Below are 16,445 nucleotides of genomic sequence, written 5' to 3' on the forward strand. Positions count from 1 at the left end.
GCCTTCGACAAGACCGGCACCCTGACCCACGGCCGGCCGCAGGTTACCGATGTCGTGCCTTTCGGCAGCACCACCGAGGAGGACCTGCTGGCGGTGGCGGCAGCGGTCGAGACGGGGTCGAGCCATCCACTGGCCATCGCCATCCTCAACAAGGCGAAAGAGGCCGGTGTTGCTGCTCTGCCGTCGCGGGATGCCAAGGCGCTGATGGGCAAAGGCGTGGTTGCTATGGTTGGCGAGGCCCCCGCGTGGGTTGCCTCGCCGCGCTATGCGATGGAGCACGGTGGCCTCGATGGTCTTGGCCTGCGGCGGGCCACGGTGTTCGAGGATGCAGGTAAGACCGCTGTCGCTGTCTTCCGCGAAAAGACTCCGCTCGGCCTGATCGCCATGCGGGACGAGCCGCGCGCGGATGCAAAGGAAGCCGTGCGGCAGCTAACGGCGATGGGTGTTTCTTCTGTCATCCTGACCGGGGACAATCCGCGCACCGCAGCGGCCATTGCCGGGGATCTGGGCCTGAAGTTCGAGGCTGACATGATGCCGGAGGACAAGCTCGCTTACATTCGCGAGATCGGCACGCGGGACGGCGTGATGATGATCGGCGACGGCATCAACGACGCGCCCGCGCTGAAACAGGCGAGCGTCGGCGTGGCGATGGGGTCGGGCACCGATGTGGCGCTGGAAACCGCGGATGCGGCGATCTTGCGCGACCGGGTGACGGACATTCCCGCCACAATCCGGCTGTCGCGGGCTGCGATGGCCAACATCCGCCAGAACGTGACCATCGCGCTTGGGCTGAAGGCAGTGTTTCTGGTGACCTCGGTTTTCGGTTTGACCGGCCTATGGATTGCGATCCTGGCCGATACCGGGGCAACTGTGCTGGTCACTCTGAATGCGCTGCGCCTGTTGCGGTTCAACCCGGAACGCGAGGCGTGATGCGATGATCTCCGGTTTTGGCTGGGCCGCGCTGGCCCTTCTCTTCGGCTATCTCGCGCTGTTCTTCTGGGGCAGCGCCATGGCGGCACAGACTGCGGGTAAACCCGTCTGGCTTTTTGCGCGCGCCACGGGGCGCGACCGACTGGCCGCCATTGGGTTCCGTGCGGCCTTTGCACTCGCCTTCTTCGGGCCACTCCTCTGGCTCGCCGTGCCCATGCTCCACAAGATCGATCCGCTCTGGACCGAGGGCCGTGCCGTCCTTATCGGCCTGATCGGGGTCTTTGTCGCAGGGCTCGGTGCGATGGTGGCCTTTGCCGCGCAGATGTCGATGGGGTCGTCCTGGCGCGTTGGAGTGGTCGGCGGCGAGACAGGTGAACTGGTTACGGGCGGGCTCTACCGATTTAGTCGCAATCCGACCTTTGTTGGGCAGGCGGCCCTGCTGGCGGGTGTTGGCCTAGCCGTTCCGTCCGTCCCGACGTTCCTTGCGCCGATCCTGTTCCTGTGGTCCGCCCGCACGCAAGTGCGTTCGGAAGAGGCCGCACTGCGCGCGGCTATCGGCCCGGACTATGACAGATACGCCGCATCCGTCCCGCGCTGGATCGTCATCAACCGCAAGGCTGAACGATGACCCGAGCGATGCTCATTTCCCTCATCACCGCAACTGTGCTGGCGGACCAATTGACCAAAGCTGCAGCGCTGTCGCTTTTGCCGCCAGGGACTGTGGTCCCAGTCCTTCCGAGCTTCAATTTCAGCCTCGGGTTCAACGAAGGCGCCAGCTTTGGCTTGATGGGCGGCGTCATGGCGGGCAGGCCGCTTCTGATGGCGGCGCTGACGGCCGCCCTGACCGTGATCTTCGCCCTCATGGCATTCTGGGCGCAACATCCGCTGGAGAGGGCAGGCTTTGCGCTGGTCGTAGGCGGCGCGCTTGGCAACATTCTCGACCGTCTCAGGCAGGGCGCCGTGACTGATTTCCTGGACGTCTATTGGCGTGACTGGCACTGGCCCACCTTCAACGGCGCCGATATTGCGATCACTCTGGGCGCGGTCTTTGTCCTTGCCGCCTCGCTTCCCACTCGCCGCCGCAAGGAGCCTGCTCTTGACTAACGCTGTCCCGCAGGGCCTATCGCGCGACGATCTACCATTGACCGCCGCGTTCCTGATCGCACTGGCCGCTACGCTTGGTGCTCTTTTCATCGGTGAGGTGATGGGTCAGATGCCCTGTACCCTATGCTGGTATCAGCGCATCGCCATGTTCCCGTTGGTGCCAATCCTTGGCCTGTCGCTGTGGCGAGGCGATGGCATGGCGCGGCTTTATGGCCTGCCGCTGGCGCTGGCGGGCCTTGCGCTGGTCGCCTGGCACTCGGGGCTTTATGCGGGCATTCTTCCCGCGCCCATTGTGCCATGCACCGAGAGCGGGCCGTCTTGTTCCGGCCCTGCGCAGATCATTCTTGGCCTGCCTATTCCCTACATGTCCTTCGTGGCCTTTGCCGTGATCTGCGTCTGTCTCATCTTGCCGAAAGGAAACCGCACATGAACCGCCGTTCTCTCCTCCTCGGGGCTTCGGCTCTCGGGCTCGTCGTTTTCGGGGGCGGTGCTTTCCTCGTGAACCGCCAGCGTCAGGCCGAAGCCGAGTCAGCCGCTGTCGCCACTTCTACCGCAGACCAAGCGCTTCTGGTGCGGGAGTATTCCCCGAGCTTCGGCCCTACTGATGCGAAGGTCGCGCTGGTCGAGTTCTTCGATCCGTCCTGCGAGGCCTGCCGGGCCTATCATCCAGTCGTCCAGGAAATCCGCCGACAATTCCCGGATCATGTCCGCGTTGTGCTGCGCTACACGGTCTTCCACGAAGGTTCGGACGAGGCCGTGCGTATTCTTGAGGCCGCGCGCATGCAGGACAAGTTCGAGCCGGTGCTGGATGCGCTGCTGGAACAGCAGCCCGGCTGGGCTGTTCATGGCGCGCCGCAGATGGATGTCGCGTGGGAAATCGCCGGGGCAGCTGGTCTCGATCTTGAGAGGGCGGAAACGGACCAATTCTTCCCGGGCATCACAGGAATACTGAACCAGGACGCTGCAGATGTTGAGGCCCTGGCCATCCGCCAAACACCAACCTTTTTCCTCAACGGCAAGCGGCTAGAGAATTTCAGCGCCGAAAGTCTGATTGCCGACGTGCGGTTCGCAGTTGAGAATTCCTGACGTGCTCAGGATCGGTTCGTGAAGGCGGCGAATAGGGCCAGAGTCCGCTCGCTGACATGATGCTCGATTCCTTCGGCATCACGCTCCGCCGTTTCGGGGTCAAGGCCCAGACTGATGAGAAAGTGCCGGACGATCTCGTGCCGTCGCCGGCATTCCTTTGCCAATGCGCGTCCGGCATCTGTCAGAAAGACCGACCGGTACTTCGCGCGTGTGATCAAGCCCTCGCGCGCCAGACGATCGAGGGTCTTGCTTACAGTTGGCACCTTCACGCCAAGCCGGGCGGCGATGTCCACCGGGCGCGCCTCGCCCTGATCGTGGATCAGTTCGGCGATCAGCTCTACATAATCCTCGGCGAGTTCATTACGCCGGGCTTCGCGCACACCCTGAAACGCCCCGGCGCGCAGATCCGCAGGCCGGTCATCCGAGGTGGCTTGGGGTGCAGGATCGAACTCTGTCATCCGTTCAGTGTCGCACGGGATGGATTGACAAGTAAAGGAGCGGCGCAGATTGTTAGCCTTGTCTAACTTTATGCGCCGCGTCTTGTCGGGATCGTGGTCAAGCCGGGAGTGCCAAGAACCATGACGACCAATGCTTGGCGGCAGGAAAGCGAAACCCCCTCCCTTTCCGAAGTGTTCCGTACCATCGCGGTCGGCAACGGTGGCACCAGCCGTTTCCGCCGGTTCCTTGCCTTCATCGGCCCCGGTTATCTGGTGGCCGTGGGCTACATGGACCCCGGCAACTGGGCGACCTCTCTCGCCGGTGGGGCGGCCTTTGGCTACACACTGCTGTTCGTCGCACTGCTATCGAACATCATGGCGATCCTGCTGCAATCTCTGTGCGCCCGGCTGGCGGTCGCGTCGGGCCGCGATCTGGCGCAGGCCTGCCGCGATGCCTTCCCGAAATGGATGTCGGTCCCGCTCTGGATCTTTGCCGAACTGGCCATTATCGCCACCGACCTCGCCGAGGTGATCGGCACCGCGATCGGCCTGAACCTTTTGTTCGGCATTCCGCTCGAGATCGGCATTTTCATAACCGCCGCCGATGTATTCCTGATCCTGTGGCTGCAGAACAAGGGCTTTCGCTGGATCGAGGCGCTGATCATTTCCCTGATGGCGCTGATCGCCGCCTGTTTTGTCGTGTTGATTGCGCAGGCCGACCCGGTCTGGGGCGAGGTCATCGCAGGCTTTGCCCCAAGCCGCGAGATTTTCAACAACCCGACGATGCTCTACCTGGCGCTTGGCATCATCGGGGCGACGGTCATGCCGCATAACCTTTACCTGCATTCGGGCATTGTGCAGACTCGCGCCTTTGGCCTTGACCTACCCTCGAGGCGCGAGTCGCTACGGCTGGCGACTTGGGACAGCACCATCGCCTTGATGTTCGCGCTGACGATCAATGCCTCGATCCTGATCCTGGCCGCAGCTGCCTTCTACACCGTGGGTCAAAACGATGTGGCCGAGATCGACAAGGCGCATCTGTTGCTGGCGCCCTTGCTCGGCTCGTCACTTGCGCCAGTCCTATTCGGCGTGGCGCTCTTGTGCGCTGGCTTGAACTCTACTGTCACCGCCACCATGGCCGGACAGATCGTGATGGAAGGTTTCATCAACCTGCGCATCGCCCCTTGGGCTCGACGTCTGATTACCCGGGGCCTTGCCATCATCCCGGCGATCTTCGTGATCCTGCTCTACGGTAGCGGAGGCGTGGGTGAGCTTTTGATCCTGAGCCAGGTGGTGCTGTCGTTCCAGCTTCCCTTCGCCATCGTTCCCTTGGTGATGTTCACCGCCAGCCGCGCCAAGATGGGCGAACTCGTAGCACCCCGCTGGCTGACAAGCCTCTGTTGGCTGATTGCGGCCCTGATCATCGTGCTGAACGTGAACCTGCTGTCGACCGTTCTTCTGGGCTGAGACTTCACCCTTCGGTGAAGGTGTGATTTCCGGCTTGTAGCTCAAGCTACTGGAGGGTTTAGACACCGAGAATTGCGGAGTGGGTGGCGGATGCATTTGACAAGACTGCAGAAAATACTCTGGGCGGCGGCTGGGGCTGCCACGCTTGCCTATGGGGTGCTGATGGTTTTGCCAAGCCGTGTGCCGGGTGAGACGGAGGTCGCCTTTCGACCGTCCTTTGCACTCCCGGATGCAACGGGGCAGCAGCGAACGACCCACGACTTTGCGGGCAAGCATGTTCTTGTCTTCTTCGGCTTCACCAACTGCCCGGATGTCTGCCCGACGACCCTCGCAGAGGTCGCGCAGGTTATGGACGATCTTGGCGACGCTGCTGCGCTTGTGCAGCCCCTGTTCATCTCGATCGACCCCGAGCGGGATCGCAGGCTGGGGCTGGCCGAGTTCACGGCGGCGTTCCACCCGGCGATCATAGGTCTTGCCGGAGACGATGCGCAGACCCGCGCCGCGGCGGACAGTTTCCGCATCCACTTCGCGCGTGAGGACGATGCGACAGCACCCGATGGCTACACGATGTCCCACAGCCCCGCGCTCTACCTCATCGGGCCCGACGGCGACTGGCTGCGCCAATTCACCTACGGCACACCCGCTTCCGAAATCCTTGCCGACCTTCGTTCCAGATTGTGAGATCCATGAAAACCCTTGCCTTCTCCGCCATATTGTCCCTGACCGCCTCTGCCGCCTTCGCCTGCGAGACGGTCACACTGGGTGATTTGACCATCCAGAACGCCTGGTCGCGCGCCACTATCGGTGCGGGTCGGCCTGGCGTGCTCTATCTCGAGATCACCAACAAGGGTAGCACGGACGACGCCCTGGTAGGGATCGCCACCCCGGCGGCGGGGATGCCGATGCTGCATGAAACCGTGGTCAGCAATGGCGTCGCCTCGATGCCGCATGCCATGGCTGTGCCGGTCCCAGCAGGTCAGACAGTGGCGCTGGCGCCCGGCGGGTACCACGGGATGCTGATGGATCTGACCGCGGCCCTGAAGGAAGGCGAGACCTTCCCGGTCACGCTGATGTTCCAGACGGCAGGCGAGATGACCGTGACCGTCGATGTCCTTTCGATGCGCGCGGAGGGACCGGATTGCGCGGACGCCGGACAGTAATCCTCGGCCTCGGCGGAGTTGCGGGCGCCACGGCCTACATGCTCGGTCTCGGCTGGTGGCAAAGCCGTAGCCGCGAAGGGGCAGGCCCGGCGCTGCTGCCGTTGCCGGTCGCCGAGATGGCTTTCAGCCTCACCGACCACCGCGGTAACCGTGTGACGCCCGCTGACTGGGTCGGCCAACCGACGCTGGCCTTCTTCGGCTTCACCTGGTGCCCTGATGTCTGCCCGACCACTCTGAGCGACATCTCGCTTTGGCTGGAAGAGCTTGGTCCTGCCGCCGACCGATTGAACGTAGTGTTCATCACCGTGGATCCCGAACGCGACACTGGACCGGTCTTGTCTGACTATCTGGCGAGCTTTGATCCCCGCATCACAGGGATTACAGGACCGGTGGCAGAAGTCGAACGCGCCGTCGCAGGATTTCGCGCGCGGTTCGAAAAGGTTCCGCGCGACGGTGGCGATTACACTATGAACCACACCGCCGGCGTGTTCCTGTTCGACGCGGACGGGCGATTTGCCAGCATCATCGACTATCACGAGGATCGACGCTTTGCCCTGCCCAAGATCCGGCGAGTCCTTGGGTAGAAAAGGACGTCCATGGTCGACCCTGTTCACAATGAAACTCGGATCGGCGTCTGCCGATCAAGGTTTGCCATCGCACTCAGACACTCGCCGATTGCCCGCAAGACGCTATCTTTCGCCCAAGACGAAAAGGATGACTGACATGCTGATCGACCGACGCACGCTTCTTCTCGCAGTTCCCTCTCTTGCCGGTCTTGCTGCCGTGCCCCTGCATGCGGAGGGCGATCCGGGGATTCATGTCGTCAAGGACCCCGGTTGCCCGTGCTGCAACAGCTGGATCGGCCACCTGCGCGATAACGGTTTCTCGGTCAGCTTCGAGGAACGCAGCATCGAGGATCTGGCAGCGTTCAAGCGCGAACGTGGTATCTCGGACGCGCTTGCCTCCTGCCACACCGCAACGACGGCCGACTATACCCTCGAGGGCCACGTCCCGGCTGCCGACATCCGTCGGCTGCTGTCCGAACGTCCTGATGCGATCGGGCTGGCAGTCCCTGGCATGCCTTACGGCTCGCCCGGGATGGGGCCGGAAGGCGAAAGGGACGCCTATGACGTGATCCTGATCCGCCGGGATGGGACGACCGAGGTCTTCACGAGCTATCCTGCTGCCTGATCACTGATGCGGCGTGGCCCCGGTTGCGATGGCCCAGTGATGGGCCTGGTGGTGCATGCCGACCGTCATGACACCGATGAAGCCGAGCGCACGGATTTGCGCCGCGTCGCCCGTCACGGTCAGGTCCGCGCCTGTTGACGTGGCGACCGCGCCGTAGCGCCACCCGGACGGATCGTCCATCGTCGCCGCGTGCGCCGTGACCATCCGCTGGATAGAGGCGACCACGTTGGCATCGTCCGAGGTGACCGAAAAGACGGCACCCTCCGGCACCTCCGCCACCGCAACTTCGCTGCGTAGCGTCACGTTGTCCATGTCGATCAGGTGCTGGCGCAGGGCCTCGATATCGACGCGGGTCCAGTCAGTCGCGGGGTCGGCGCGCAACATGCCAACGATCTCGCCAATCGCGGCGAAGGTGCCCGCCGAAGCCTCTGCCTATGCCGCACGCACCCACTGCTGGGCCGTGGCCGTGGGCAGCACCGAGGCGCGAGCGCTGCCGCTGGTCTCTTTCCACGCCCGAATTCGGCAGGACTCCGTTCTTGCGGCGGGATGGGCCGCGCATCTGGCGCGTGCCGTGCAGGAGGCCCGTTTCCGCGTCGAGGTGCGGTCCTTCCCGACCGTCAGCGCACGGCTCGACGCCTGGCTGAGCGACGGGAATGCCCTTCCCGGCAAGGGCCAACTGCAAGGCATTGCCGCCGAGATCGGCGTGTCACGCGAGGCGCTTTACCGTGAACTGGCCCGCCACCGGGCCGTGATGCCGCCGCAAAGCCGTGACATCACGCCGCCCTCGGCCAGCGGCTGTGCAGGTCGTCGATGACGATGGGATGGGCGTGATGCGGCGCGTGTTCGGCCAGATGCGGGTGATCGGGCGGAAGGTCCGGATGATCGTGAGCCAAGACAGCCTGATCGTCGGAGGGCCAGAGGCGCAGCACGGCCGCCACCCCGACCGCGCCGATGATGGCGAGGACAATCGCCGCCACCGAAAGCCCCGCGCCGGCACCAATCCAGCCTGCAAGCGGGTAGGTCACCAGCCAGCAGGCGTGGGACAGGGCGAACTGCGCAGCAAACACGGCGCCGCGGTCGGCTTCGCGCGCAGAGCGGTTGACGATTCGACCGATGGGCGTCTGTGTCAGCGAGAAGCCAAAGCCGATTGCGGCCCAGAGCGCGATCAACGCTGAAAGGCTGGCAACGAATGGAACCAGGGCCACGCCTGCGACCATCAGGGTCGCACCGCCGATCATCACCGGCCTGTCGGTAAGCCGCTCGAGGATGCGCGGCAGAAGGAAGGCCGCCAGCATCGAGCCCGCGCCGAAGCCTGCGAATGCCAGCGCCACGGCCTCCTCGCCCAAGCCGAGGCGGGCTTGCACCAGCACCACGGTGTTCACATAGATCATTGCGCCTGCGGCGGCGACCGACGCCTCCATCACCATCAGCCCGCGCAGACGCGGGGTGCGGGTGTAGATTCGGATTCCCTTGGTCACATCCGCCCAGAAATGGCCGAGCGTCCCCGCCGCCCGAGAGGGCAACCGCGCGGTCACGACCAGCATCGCCGAGGCGACGAAGCCCGCGACGGTGCCCACAAACAGCACCGGGAAGCTGACGACGGTGAGCAGCAGCGCCGCCAGCATGGGCGAGGCCAACTGCTCCAGATCCTCGGCCAGCCTTAGGAGCGACAAAGCGTTGGTATAGTCATCCTCGTCTTTCAGCACGTCGGGGATAACCGCCTGGAAGGCCGGGGTGAAGCCGGCCGAGGCGGCCTGCAGGAAAAAGATCAACACATAGACCTGCCAGACTTCGGTGACGAAGGGCAGAAAGGCGATCACGCCCGCCCTGATCAGATCCAGGGTTACCAGGAAGGCCCGGCGCGGCAGACGCTCGGCAATCGCCGCCGCCACCGGGGCCAGCGTCACATAGGCCACCATCTTGATCGCCAGCGCCGTGCCCAGAACAGCACCCGCGTTGTCGCCCGCGAGCTGCCAGGCCAGAAGACCAAGCGCTACCGTGGCGAGCCCTGTGCCCAGCAGTGCCACGAGTTGCGCGGCAAAAAGGTGGCGGAAGGTCGGGTTGCGGAGGGTGGACAGCATCTCAGAGCAGCTTCGTCAGGGCCTTGATCTCGGCCAGGTCGTGATCGCCCCCTGCCGTGAGGCAATGGTCGATATGGTCATGGATCAACGCGCGCTTTGCCTCGGCCACTGCGCGCTCGACAGCGTGAAGTTGTGTCGCAAGATCGACGCAGGGCCGCCCTTCCTCAATCATCCCGATCACGCGGCGCAAGTGCCCCTCGGCGCGCTTCAGCCGGGTGGCGATGGCAGGATGGCTTGCGTGGGTATGATCTTCTGGCATATATCCAGCCTATCCCCCTAGGGGGGATGAGGCAAGAAGCTAAGCGGGGTCAACCCCGAAGGACAACGATGCAGGCACGGCAACCGACATGGCGGGGGATCAGGACGCTTTGGGCAGCCCTGTGTTTCGCCTTTTCGCTGGCAGTCGCACCCGCCGTCGAAGCGGTCAAGCATGGTCCCGGAGCCGTGTCTGCCGAAGCCGATCACCGGGCCTATCACGCCGAGCATGGCCATTCGCACGACATTGCCGGGTCGGATCATCACGACTCGAGCGACCACGATCATGTAGGCGCGGCGCTGCTCGCATCACCAGGGGCGGAAGTGCCGCCGCCACCCTTGCGGACGCTGCGCCCCGATTCCCTTGCTGCGGATGGCACGATCCGCGACGGGCCGCGACGGCCACCCCGCCTGCCCCTGACCTGAGCCGCCGCCCCAAGCGGGTGGTCCGACAGTTCCATCAGTCAGGATAATCCAAACATGACATCCTTCCCACGGGCGCGATGGCGCCCCTTCACGCCATGGCAGGCACTCGTTGCGCTCGCCACGACCCTTGCCGCCTTCCTGCTTGCAGGCGCGGCCTTCGCCCACAACGTCACCGAAGGCGACGCGGGCTATGTGCAGGAGGTTACGGGCTTCCGCCCGATCGCCTTCATCTACCTCGGTGCCAAGCACATGGTGACGGGCTACGACCACCTCCTGTTCCTCGCAGGGGTAATCTTCTTTCTCTACCGGTCGAAAGACATCGCGACCTACGTCAGCATCTTCGCCATCGGCCATTCAGTCACGATGATCGCGGGCGTCTGGTGGTCCATCTCGATCAACGCCTACGTCATCGATGCGATCATCGCGTTTTCGGTGGTCTATAAGGCACTCGACAACCTTGGCGCATTCCGCCTCTGGTTCGGGGTGCAGCCGAACACCAAGGCCGCGACACTGATCTTCGGCCTGCTGCACGGCTTTGGTCTGGCCACGAAGATTCAGAGCTACGAGATTTCGCCAGATGGCCTTCTGGGAAACCTTATTGCCTTCAACGTGGGTGTGGAGCTTGGCCAGCTGATGGCGCTCGCCCTGATCCTGACAGCGATGACCCAGTGGCGGGGGCGGCCTGCCTTCGCGCGGCAGGCCTATGCCGCGAATGTTCTGATGATGGTGGCCGGCTTTGCCCTGATGGGCCTGCAGATCACCGGCTATTTTGTCGCCTGAAAGGAGGGCTGACCCATGACCAACCGTTTTGACACACCCAAAGCCCCCCTGCGGGCAGAACCGCGGGTTTTCGCCGCCACACAGAACGTCCAGTCCGTTCCTGCCACCTCCGGCGGCCTGATCCGTTCCACCCTGCTTGCGGCCGGGGCGGCCGGGGCGATCCTCGTCCTGTTCTGGCTACCCGCTGAATATGGGATCGACCCGACGGGTGTCGGAGCCCTGACCGGGCTGACCGAGATGGGCGAGATCAAGCAGCAACTTGCGGCTGAAGCGGAGGCTGATGCTCGTGCCGCCACGCCAGCTGCCGTAACGCCCCAGCCAGAAGTCGCTGCCCCGGAAATCCTCGCGCGGCTAGACCGGATCGACGCCCAGCTTGCCACCATCGCCGCCGTAATCGGCACGCCCCCCGGCCTGTCCGATTCTGTTTCCGCCGCACCAGCCGCCGCCGACCCGGCACCCGAGGACGTCGCCGCAGTAGCGCCCGAACCCGTCGAGGTGGCTGTTGCCGAGGCCGCCGCTTCGGAGTGGCGAGACGAGGTCAGCTATACGCTGCCCCCCGGCGAAGGCGTCGAGGTGAAGCTTGTCATGGAGCAAGGCCAGGTCGCGCGCTATGCGTGGACCGCGAATGGTGGCGTGGTGAACTTCGACCAGCACGGCGACGGTAGCGGTGAGGAAATCAGCTATGAACAGGGCCGCGCTGTGCCCGAAAAGACAGGCGAGCTCGTCGCAGCCTTCACCGGCAACCATGGCTGGTTCTGGCGCAACCGCACCGACGAGCCAGTTACCGTGACCCTGCGTACAGGCGGAGAGTATCAGGAACTCCGCGCACCCTGACGCAGCGATCTGTGCTTGAAAATGCCCGCGGCGGACAGTCAGAACACCAGAACCTTGTCCGCCGCGATCGTAGCCTGCGCGAGTCCGTCCATGGTGGAGCGGGTCGCCCCCTCCACCATGTCTTTTTCGTTCAGGCCACGCGCGTCCATGCAGGTGCCGCACATCAGGACGCGCCCTTTGGCAGACAGGACCCGACCGATCATGCGTTCGATATTGTAGTATCCATCGGGCGTCTTCTGGCCAGCCTTGGCGCAAAGTACGGCGTCCGCCATCAGGAAGACGGTGATCTCTGCATCGGGATCGTTCTTGGCGAGCGCGTGCGCCATCCGCAAACCGTTAAAGCTGCGCTCGGTGCCATATGGCGGATCATTCAGGAGGATAAGGTATTTCAAAGCTGGCCTCCTTTGCGGGCCGGATTAAGCCGCGGATGGGTTTCCTCGCCGAGCCAGAAGAGAATGGCGCCAGAGACGAACATGGAAATCGCGACGAACCAGAAGGCAGATTCAGCCGCGCCTGTCAGGCTGGCAGCAAGACCGAGGCCGAGCGCACCAATGGCGTAGCCGAGGTCGCGCCAGAAGCGGTAGATGCCGATGGCCGACCCACGCCAAGCGGGCGGTGTGATGTCCGCAACCGCCGCCGAAAGGTTCGGATAAAGGAGCGCCATTCCAAAGCCCGCCACGCCTGCGGAGACCGACCACCAGAGCGCGCCACTGCATATGACCACCAGCGCAACACCTGCACCGCAGATCCACATACCCAGCACGTTCGGCCAGAACCGGCCCACATGATCCGACAGCCGACCGGTGATAAGCTGTGAGCCGCCCCAGACAAAGCCGTAGGTGCCGACGATCCAGCCGACCTCTGTCAGGCTTGCACCTCGGCTAACCAGGAAAACAGGGAACAGCGCCCAGACCAGGGCGTCGACAAACTTCTCGACTAGCCCCGCCTGGGAGATCGCGAAGAGGCGTCGGTCGCGCCAGCTCATCAGGGCGAAGACCTCGCCCGTTGTGGGGTGATCAGAGACGCCTTCGGGATAGCGCGGCAAGGATTTCGGCGGTGCTGCCTTGTGCGCGGCGGTCTCTGCCCTGGCCCAAGGGAGCGTGTCCTTGACCCAGACCAACGTGAGCAGCAGTGCCAGCAGAACCACGGCCATGCCGAAGACCAGAAGTCCGGTCCGTGCGCCCAAGGCTTCGGCGATGTAGGCGGTCAAGATGCCCGCGGACGCCACGCCGACATAGCCCGAAAACTCATTGAGCCCCATGACGAGGCCACGTTCTTCGGCCTTGGTGATGTCAAGCTTTGCGGTCTGCGTCATCGACCAGCAGAGACCCTGGTTGACCCCAAGCAGCAGGGTCGCGGCCACGATCCAGTTCCAGTCGGGGGCATACCAGATCATCACCGGGATCGGCAGCGCTGCGACCCAGCCCCAGAATTGCACGCGCTTGCGGCCGATCCGTTCCGACCAGCGGCCGGCGACAAAGTTCATCACCGCCTTCACCGTGCCGAAGGCCACGACGAAGGAGGTGAGCAGAAGGAAAGAGCCACGTTCCAGCCCGAACTCGCTTTCGGCCAAAGCCGGGACTACCGTGCGCGTCATCCCGATGGCGAAACCCACCAGCATCACCTGGATCAGCTGATGGGCGACCTGAACCTGGTTTTCCCGGATGCCTCGCGTGAATTCGCAGGAGGTCATTCGACGCGCTCCTTTGTCGCCAGCGCAGGGTCGAGCGCTCCGCCACTGGCGGGACCACGCAGGGGCTGGATCAGCATCCTGTCGAGCCAGAGGTCGCGGCGCGTACGGAACTGCTCGATGCCGATCACCATCCCCTCATGTCCTTTGGCTGGCTGAGCGAGGTAGGTTCCCAGAAGCCAGTCCCACCACGGCAGGTTGAAGCCGTAGTTCGAGTTGGTCTCGCGCGGATCGATGGAATGATGGACACGGTGCATGTCGGGGGTGACGACGAACAGGCGCATCACACGATCCACTGGGCGCGGCAGATCGATATTGGCGTGGTTGAAGAGTGCGGTGGCGTTCAGGATCACCTCGAACAGCAGCACCGCGATGGCGGGCGGTCCGAGCGCCGCGACCACCGCTAGCTTGATCCCCATGGAGATCAGGATCTCGACGGGATGAAAGCGCAGGCCGGTCGTGGCGTCAAAATCAAGATCGGCGTGGTGCATCCGGTGCAACCGCCACAAGCCCGGGATCGCGTGGAACATCACGTGCTGGAGATAGATCGCCAGATCGAGCAGAAGCATCGAGACGACGGTGGCCACCCACACGGGCGCGTCGATATTGTTGAACAGCCCCCAGCCACGGTCCTCAGCCATGACAGAAAGCCCGACCGCAAGGATCGGGAACGACAGCCGCAGGATGATCGTATCGACAACGACAAGAGCGAGATTGTTGGTCCAGCGGATGACGCGCGGGATCTCCAGCCTGCGCCGGGGGGCTGCCACTTCCCAAAGCGCCATCGCCGCCAGAACACCCAGAAAGATGGAAAGACGGATGGACGCCTCAGTCGCAAGGATGGTCTCGGACATGGTTGCTGGCCTTGGGGCTTGTGGAGCGCGATGGAATCGCTATTATTCAAGTTATCGCTTGAATGATGTAGCGTCAGGAGACACGCCTTGTCAATCAGCCCGAAGCTCGCCCTGCTGGAGGAATACGCCCTCGTCGCGCGCGCCTTGTCGGCACCGGCGCGTCTGATGCTGCTGGAACAACTGGCGCAAGGCGAACGCGGCGTAGAGGCGCTGGCCGACAAGACAGGCCTCACCATCGCCAACTGCTCTCAGCACCTGCAACAGTTGCGCCGGGCCGCTCTCGTCACCAGCCGCCGCGACGGCAAGGCGGTGATCTACCGGCTGACCGACGCAAAAACGCTCGCGCTGATGGACCTTCTGCGCATCGTAGCGGAGCGGAATCTCGCGCAGGTCGAGCGTATCTTGCGAGGGCTTTCAAGCGGCAAGGATGCCCCCGAGCCAGTGAGCAGGGAAGACCTGGCAGTCCGGATCGCCGAGGGTTCTGTGACCGTGCTCGATGTCCGCCCCGCAGACGAATACGCTGCAGGTCACATTTCGGGCGCGCTCAACATGCCGCTGATTGAGATCGAGCGGATCATTCCGACGCTCGATCTGGCTGCCGAAATCGTAGCATATTGCAGAGGCCCCTATTGCATCTACGCCCATCAGGCTGTGGCCGCCCTGCGCAAACACGGCATCAATGCGCGCCGGCTTGACGGCGGTTTGCCGGAATGGCGCGAGGATGGCCTGCCAGTGATGTCAGGCGCGCAATAGTCCGATGACCGTCCATTTCATCGGCGCACGGCCACTCGGTCGGCGATAGGCCCGGAGGCGCTCCAGCGCCGTGCCCGAGCCCATGAAAAGTGAGGCCGAAGCCTCACCCGAAGGGATCGTATTCCGAGACGATCACGACCTCGTCGCCGTCGATTTCATCGGCGGGGACGGCGCCGAAGGTTCCATCCCCTGCCTGGAAGACGACGATCGAGACCATGAGCGTGGCGGCGAGGGAGGCTGCGAAGGCGTGAGCATCTTTGCGGGACATCTGTTTGGCTCCTGTCTTGGAGGCGGGGGACCATCCCCCGCGCGACAGGACCCCGCAGGCCCGAAGACTGGCTGACATCACCGGGTGCATTCGGCTCGCCCGAATCCACCCGGCGGCACGGGCTCGCCCCGTAGTCCGACCCCTCGCGGGTTGATCTCGAAGACAGGATTCGGGGCAAGGAGGGGAATGGCGAGCGGGGGATGGTGCCCCAACGTCAGGAGCCGGTTGTCCCGCTGATGCTCAGAACGCCGCCAGCCTCCCGGGCAGGCTCTTGGCTGAAGACCTGCTTCTTGGGGGATGAATCCCTTGATGCCCCGCGATTTCGCGGGACGAGGGGTGTGGTCGGTAAGAGGCCTGCCGGAGGGCAGTCCCCTCACGCCTTGACAGGGCTCACGCGGCCAGGTCCGCGCCCCCCGCCCTATCGCCGTCCTCGGCGCCGACGATCTCAAACCGTGCGTTGCGATAGCCCTCCCGCGCGATCCAGAGCTCGGCCGCGGTGATGGATTCCGCGAGATGCAGCAGCTCAGTGTTGCCACCGAAGTCGAGGAGCACGCGGACATGTCCCGGCTTCGGTGCCTCAGCCACCTCAAAGATCAAACGGCTGTCTGCCGAATGGCTGCGCATTATGGTGACGAGGATCACCCCGTCCGAGGAGAAGTTCCCTTCATGGAGCGTGAAGGAGGCCGGAGCGGTCCAGGTCGGATAGACCCGGGGCGGCTCCTTCTTCACAAGGCGGCCGACGCCGTTCGATCGCTCCCAGGCGGCAAGCTTCTTGGTGAACCGTGCCGACGGCTTGGGACTGCCGTCGGTGTAGCGGATCAGCGCCCCGAGAGGGGCTGTGTCGATGATGTTTGTTGCAGACATGATTCCTCATCCCGAATGCGAGTGCTCGCATTCATCATATTGATATTGCTGTACTTTGTGAGATTGAGGGCGGGTTTCCCCGCCCCCGGATTGCTCAGATCACTCCGCTACCATCATCGACGCGGCGCTGTCCGGCAGACCGGCCGTCAGGAAGGCGGGGAGAGCGATGTCTTCGGGCTCGCCCGCGTCCTCCCCCTGCCCTTCTGCGATCGCCTCGCCGTCGAACGCCACCAGATCAGCCCGGCGCAGGACCTCGGGCAACCAG

23 protein-coding genes are annotated in these 16,445 nt (G+C 63.9%); 14 read left to right on the forward strand and 9 right to left on the reverse strand.

Going from position 1 to position 16,445, the window contains the following annotated elements; translation table 11 throughout:
- The 5 genes from FE811_RS21580 to FE811_RS21600 form a co-directional block, all read left to right on the forward strand.
- Positions 1-930: HAD-IC family P-type ATPase (locus FE811_RS21580; protein ID WP_140848747.1), on the forward strand; the 930-nt coding region annotated here is incomplete at its 5' end.
- 4 nt (positions 931-934) lie between these two features.
- Entirely contained in the window at positions 935-1,558 is a 624-nt protein-coding gene (locus FE811_RS21585; RefSeq protein WP_181180921.1) for an isoprenylcysteine carboxylmethyltransferase family protein, read from the forward strand.
- Positions 1,555-2,034: a signal peptidase II gene (gene lspA, locus FE811_RS21590; protein ID WP_140848751.1), complete on the forward strand. Its 480-nt coding sequence runs from the start codon at positions 1,555-1,557 to the stop codon at positions 2,032-2,034. The genes FE811_RS21585 and lspA overlap by 4 nt, the downstream gene beginning before the upstream one ends.
- Entirely contained in the window at positions 2,027-2,464 is a 438-nt protein-coding gene (locus FE811_RS21595) for a disulfide bond formation protein B (protein WP_140848753.1), read from the forward strand. Before lspA ends, FE811_RS21595 begins: the two co-directional genes overlap by 8 nt.
- On the forward strand, positions 2,461-3,120 hold the full coding sequence (locus FE811_RS21600) for a thioredoxin domain-containing protein (RefSeq protein WP_140848755.1): 660 nt from the start codon (positions 2,461-2,463) through the stop codon (positions 3,118-3,120). Before FE811_RS21595 ends, FE811_RS21600 begins: the two co-directional genes overlap by 4 nt.
- 5 nt (positions 3,121-3,125) lie before the next feature.
- Here FE811_RS21600 and mntR read toward each other — a convergent pair whose 3' ends face one another.
- A complete protein-coding gene (mntR, locus tag FE811_RS21605; protein WP_140848757.1) occupies positions 3,126-3,578 on the reverse strand; it encodes a manganese-binding transcriptional regulator MntR in 453 nt (150 codons plus the stop codon).
- Between the two features lie 120 nt (positions 3,579-3,698).
- Here mntR and FE811_RS21610 point away from each other — a divergent pair, with 120 nt between their 5' ends.
- The 5 genes from FE811_RS21610 (at position 3,699) to FE811_RS21630 (ending at position 7,375) form a co-directional block, all read left to right on the forward strand.
- A complete protein-coding gene (locus FE811_RS21610) occupies positions 3,699-5,024 on the forward strand; it encodes an Nramp family divalent metal transporter (protein WP_140848759.1) in 1,326 nt (441 codons plus the stop codon).
- A gap of 90 nt (positions 5,025-5,114) precedes the next feature.
- A complete protein-coding gene (locus FE811_RS21615; RefSeq protein ID WP_140848761.1) occupies positions 5,115-5,705 on the forward strand; it encodes an SCO family protein in 591 nt (196 codons plus the stop codon).
- 5 nt (positions 5,706-5,710) lie between these two features.
- A complete protein-coding gene (locus FE811_RS21620; RefSeq protein WP_140848763.1) occupies positions 5,711-6,184 on the forward strand; it encodes a copper chaperone PCu(A)C in 474 nt (157 codons plus the stop codon).
- Entirely contained in the window at positions 6,163-6,768 is a 606-nt protein-coding gene (locus FE811_RS21625) for an SCO family protein (protein WP_255469807.1), read from the forward strand. Before FE811_RS21620 ends, FE811_RS21625 begins: the two co-directional genes overlap by 22 nt.
- Before the next feature lie 139 nt (positions 6,769-6,907).
- Positions 6,908-7,375, forward strand: coding sequence for a DUF411 domain-containing protein (locus FE811_RS21630; protein WP_255469808.1), 468 nt, complete (start codon positions 6,908-6,910; stop codon positions 7,373-7,375).
- Here FE811_RS21630 and FE811_RS21635 read toward each other — a convergent pair whose 3' ends face one another.
- Positions 7,376-7,759, reverse strand: a complete 384-nt coding sequence (locus FE811_RS21635) for a hypothetical protein (protein WP_140848767.1) — start codon at positions 7,757-7,759, stop codon at positions 7,376-7,378.
- On the opposite strand from FE811_RS21635, the gene FE811_RS21640 reads away from it, so the two are divergent.
- Positions 7,758-8,189 carry a Crp/Fnr family transcriptional regulator gene (locus FE811_RS21640; protein ID WP_140848769.1) on the forward strand — a complete coding sequence of 144 codons (432 nt, stop codon included), beginning with the start codon at positions 7,758-7,760 and terminating at the stop codon, positions 8,187-8,189. The genes FE811_RS21635 and FE811_RS21640 overlap by 2 nt on opposite strands.
- On the opposite strand, the gene FE811_RS21645 is transcribed toward FE811_RS21640, so the two are convergent.
- Entirely contained in the window at positions 8,149-9,456 is a 1,308-nt protein-coding gene (locus FE811_RS21645) for an MFS transporter (protein ID WP_140848771.1), read from the reverse strand. The two genes, FE811_RS21640 and FE811_RS21645, sit on opposite strands and share 41 nt — an antisense overlap.
- Position 9,457: 1 nt before the next feature.
- Positions 9,458-9,715, reverse strand: coding sequence for a metal-sensing transcriptional repressor (locus FE811_RS21650; RefSeq protein WP_023666888.1), 258 nt, complete (start codon positions 9,713-9,715; stop codon positions 9,458-9,460).
- Positions 9,716-10,191: 476 nt separating this feature from the next.
- Here FE811_RS21650 and FE811_RS21655 point away from each other — a divergent pair, with 476 nt between their 5' ends.
- Both FE811_RS21655 and FE811_RS21660 read left to right on the forward strand, forming a co-directional pair.
- A complete protein-coding gene (locus tag FE811_RS21655) occupies positions 10,192-10,917 on the forward strand; it encodes a HupE/UreJ family protein (protein ID WP_140848773.1) in 726 nt (241 codons plus the stop codon).
- Between the two features lie 15 nt (positions 10,918-10,932).
- Complete coding sequence (locus FE811_RS21660; RefSeq protein WP_181180922.1) at positions 10,933-11,751, forward strand: hypothetical protein; 819 nt, start codon at positions 10,933-10,935, stop codon at positions 11,749-11,751.
- Positions 11,752-11,789: 38 nt separating this feature from the next.
- Here the strand turns inward: FE811_RS21660 and FE811_RS21665 are convergent, their stop codons facing one another.
- From FE811_RS21665 to FE811_RS21675, 3 genes are read right to left on the reverse strand one after another with little or no spacing between them, the layout of a single operon-like run.
- Positions 11,790-12,143, reverse strand: a complete 354-nt coding sequence (locus FE811_RS21665) for a DsrE/DsrF/TusD sulfur relay family protein (RefSeq protein WP_140848775.1) — start codon at positions 12,141-12,143, stop codon at positions 11,790-11,792.
- Positions 12,140-13,444 carry an MFS transporter gene (locus FE811_RS21670; protein ID WP_140848777.1) on the reverse strand — a complete coding sequence of 435 codons (1,305 nt, stop codon included), beginning with the start codon at positions 13,442-13,444 and terminating at the stop codon, positions 12,140-12,142. Before FE811_RS21670 ends, FE811_RS21665 begins: the two co-directional genes overlap by 4 nt.
- Complete coding sequence (locus tag FE811_RS21675; protein WP_140848779.1) at positions 13,441-14,295, reverse strand: sterol desaturase family protein; 855 nt, start codon at positions 14,293-14,295, stop codon at positions 13,441-13,443. The genes FE811_RS21670 and FE811_RS21675 overlap by 4 nt, the downstream gene beginning before the upstream one ends.
- An 87-nt stretch (positions 14,296-14,382) precedes the next feature.
- Here FE811_RS21675 and FE811_RS21680 point away from each other — a divergent pair, with 87 nt between their 5' ends.
- The gene (locus tag FE811_RS21680) at positions 14,383-15,048 is read left to right on the forward strand and encodes a metalloregulator ArsR/SmtB family transcription factor (RefSeq protein WP_140848781.1); all 666 of its coding nucleotides are present in this window, start codon (positions 14,383-14,385) and stop codon (positions 15,046-15,048) included.
- A 103-nt stretch (positions 15,049-15,151) separates the two neighbouring features.
- Here FE811_RS21680 and FE811_RS27610 read toward each other — a convergent pair whose 3' ends face one another.
- Both FE811_RS27610 and FE811_RS21685 read right to left on the reverse strand, forming a co-directional pair.
- On the reverse strand, positions 15,152-15,316 hold the full coding sequence (locus FE811_RS27610) for a hypothetical protein (protein ID WP_007803240.1): 165 nt from the start codon (positions 15,314-15,316) through the stop codon (positions 15,152-15,154).
- Positions 15,317-15,706: 390 nt separating this feature from the next.
- Positions 15,707-16,180, reverse strand: a complete 474-nt coding sequence (locus tag FE811_RS21685) for a hypothetical protein (protein WP_140848783.1) — start codon at positions 16,178-16,180, stop codon at positions 15,707-15,709.
- Positions 16,181-16,445 lie beyond the last annotated feature (265 nt).

The sequence above is a fragment of the Paracoccus sp. FO-3 genome (genome assembly GCF_006386455.1).
Classification (GTDB): domain Bacteria; phylum Pseudomonadota; class Alphaproteobacteria; order Rhodobacterales; family Rhodobacteraceae; genus Paracoccus; species Paracoccus versutus.

Excerpts from the sequence above, each read along its gene's own strand:
- FE811_RS21645 (WP_140848771.1), bottom strand. The coding sequence starts at position 9,456 with ATGCTGTCCACCCTCCGCAACCCGACCTTCCGCCACCTTTTTGCCGCG.
- FE811_RS21650 (WP_023666888.1), bottom strand. The coding sequence starts at position 9,715 with ATGCCAGAAGATCATACCCACGCAAGCCATCCTGCCATCGCCACCCGG.
- FE811_RS21610 (WP_140848759.1), top strand. The coding sequence starts at position 3,699 with ATGACGACCAATGCTTGGCGGCAGGAAAGCGAAACCCCCTCCCTTTCC.
- FE811_RS21660 (WP_181180922.1), top strand. The coding sequence starts at position 10,933 with ATGACCAACCGTTTTGACACACCCAAAGCCCCCCTGCGGGCAGAACCG.
- FE811_RS21635 (WP_140848767.1), bottom strand. The coding sequence starts at position 7,759 with ATGTTGCGCGCCGACCCCGCGACTGACTGGACCCGCGTCGATATCGAG.
- mntR (WP_140848757.1), bottom strand. The coding sequence starts at position 3,578 with ATGACAGAGTTCGATCCTGCACCCCAAGCCACCTCGGATGACCGGCCT.
- FE811_RS21670 (WP_140848777.1), bottom strand. The coding sequence starts at position 13,444 with ATGACCTCCTGCGAATTCACGCGAGGCATCCGGGAAAACCAGGTTCAG.
- FE811_RS21615 (WP_140848761.1), top strand. The coding sequence starts at position 5,115 with ATGCATTTGACAAGACTGCAGAAAATACTCTGGGCGGCGGCTGGGGCT.
- FE811_RS21640 (WP_140848769.1), top strand. The coding sequence starts at position 7,758 with ATGCCAACGATCTCGCCAATCGCGGCGAAGGTGCCCGCCGAAGCCTCT.
- FE811_RS21675 (WP_140848779.1), bottom strand. The coding sequence starts at position 14,295 with ATGTCCGAGACCATCCTTGCGACTGAGGCGTCCATCCGTCTTTCCATC.
- FE811_RS21585 (WP_181180921.1), top strand. The coding sequence starts at position 935 with ATGATCTCCGGTTTTGGCTGGGCCGCGCTGGCCCTTCTCTTCGGCTAT.
- FE811_RS21655 (WP_140848773.1), top strand. The coding sequence starts at position 10,192 with ATGACATCCTTCCCACGGGCGCGATGGCGCCCCTTCACGCCATGGCAG.
- FE811_RS27610 (WP_007803240.1), bottom strand. The coding sequence starts at position 15,316 with ATGTCCCGCAAAGATGCTCACGCCTTCGCAGCCTCCCTCGCCGCCACG.
- FE811_RS21600 (WP_140848755.1), top strand. The coding sequence starts at position 2,461 with ATGAACCGCCGTTCTCTCCTCCTCGGGGCTTCGGCTCTCGGGCTCGTC.
- lspA (WP_140848751.1), top strand. The coding sequence starts at position 1,555 with ATGACCCGAGCGATGCTCATTTCCCTCATCACCGCAACTGTGCTGGCG.
- FE811_RS21685 (WP_140848783.1), bottom strand. The coding sequence starts at position 16,180 with ATGTCTGCAACAAACATCATCGACACAGCCCCTCTCGGGGCGCTGATC.
- FE811_RS21620 (WP_140848763.1), top strand. The coding sequence starts at position 5,711 with ATGAAAACCCTTGCCTTCTCCGCCATATTGTCCCTGACCGCCTCTGCC.
- FE811_RS21630 (WP_255469808.1), top strand. The coding sequence starts at position 6,908 with ATGCTGATCGACCGACGCACGCTTCTTCTCGCAGTTCCCTCTCTTGCC.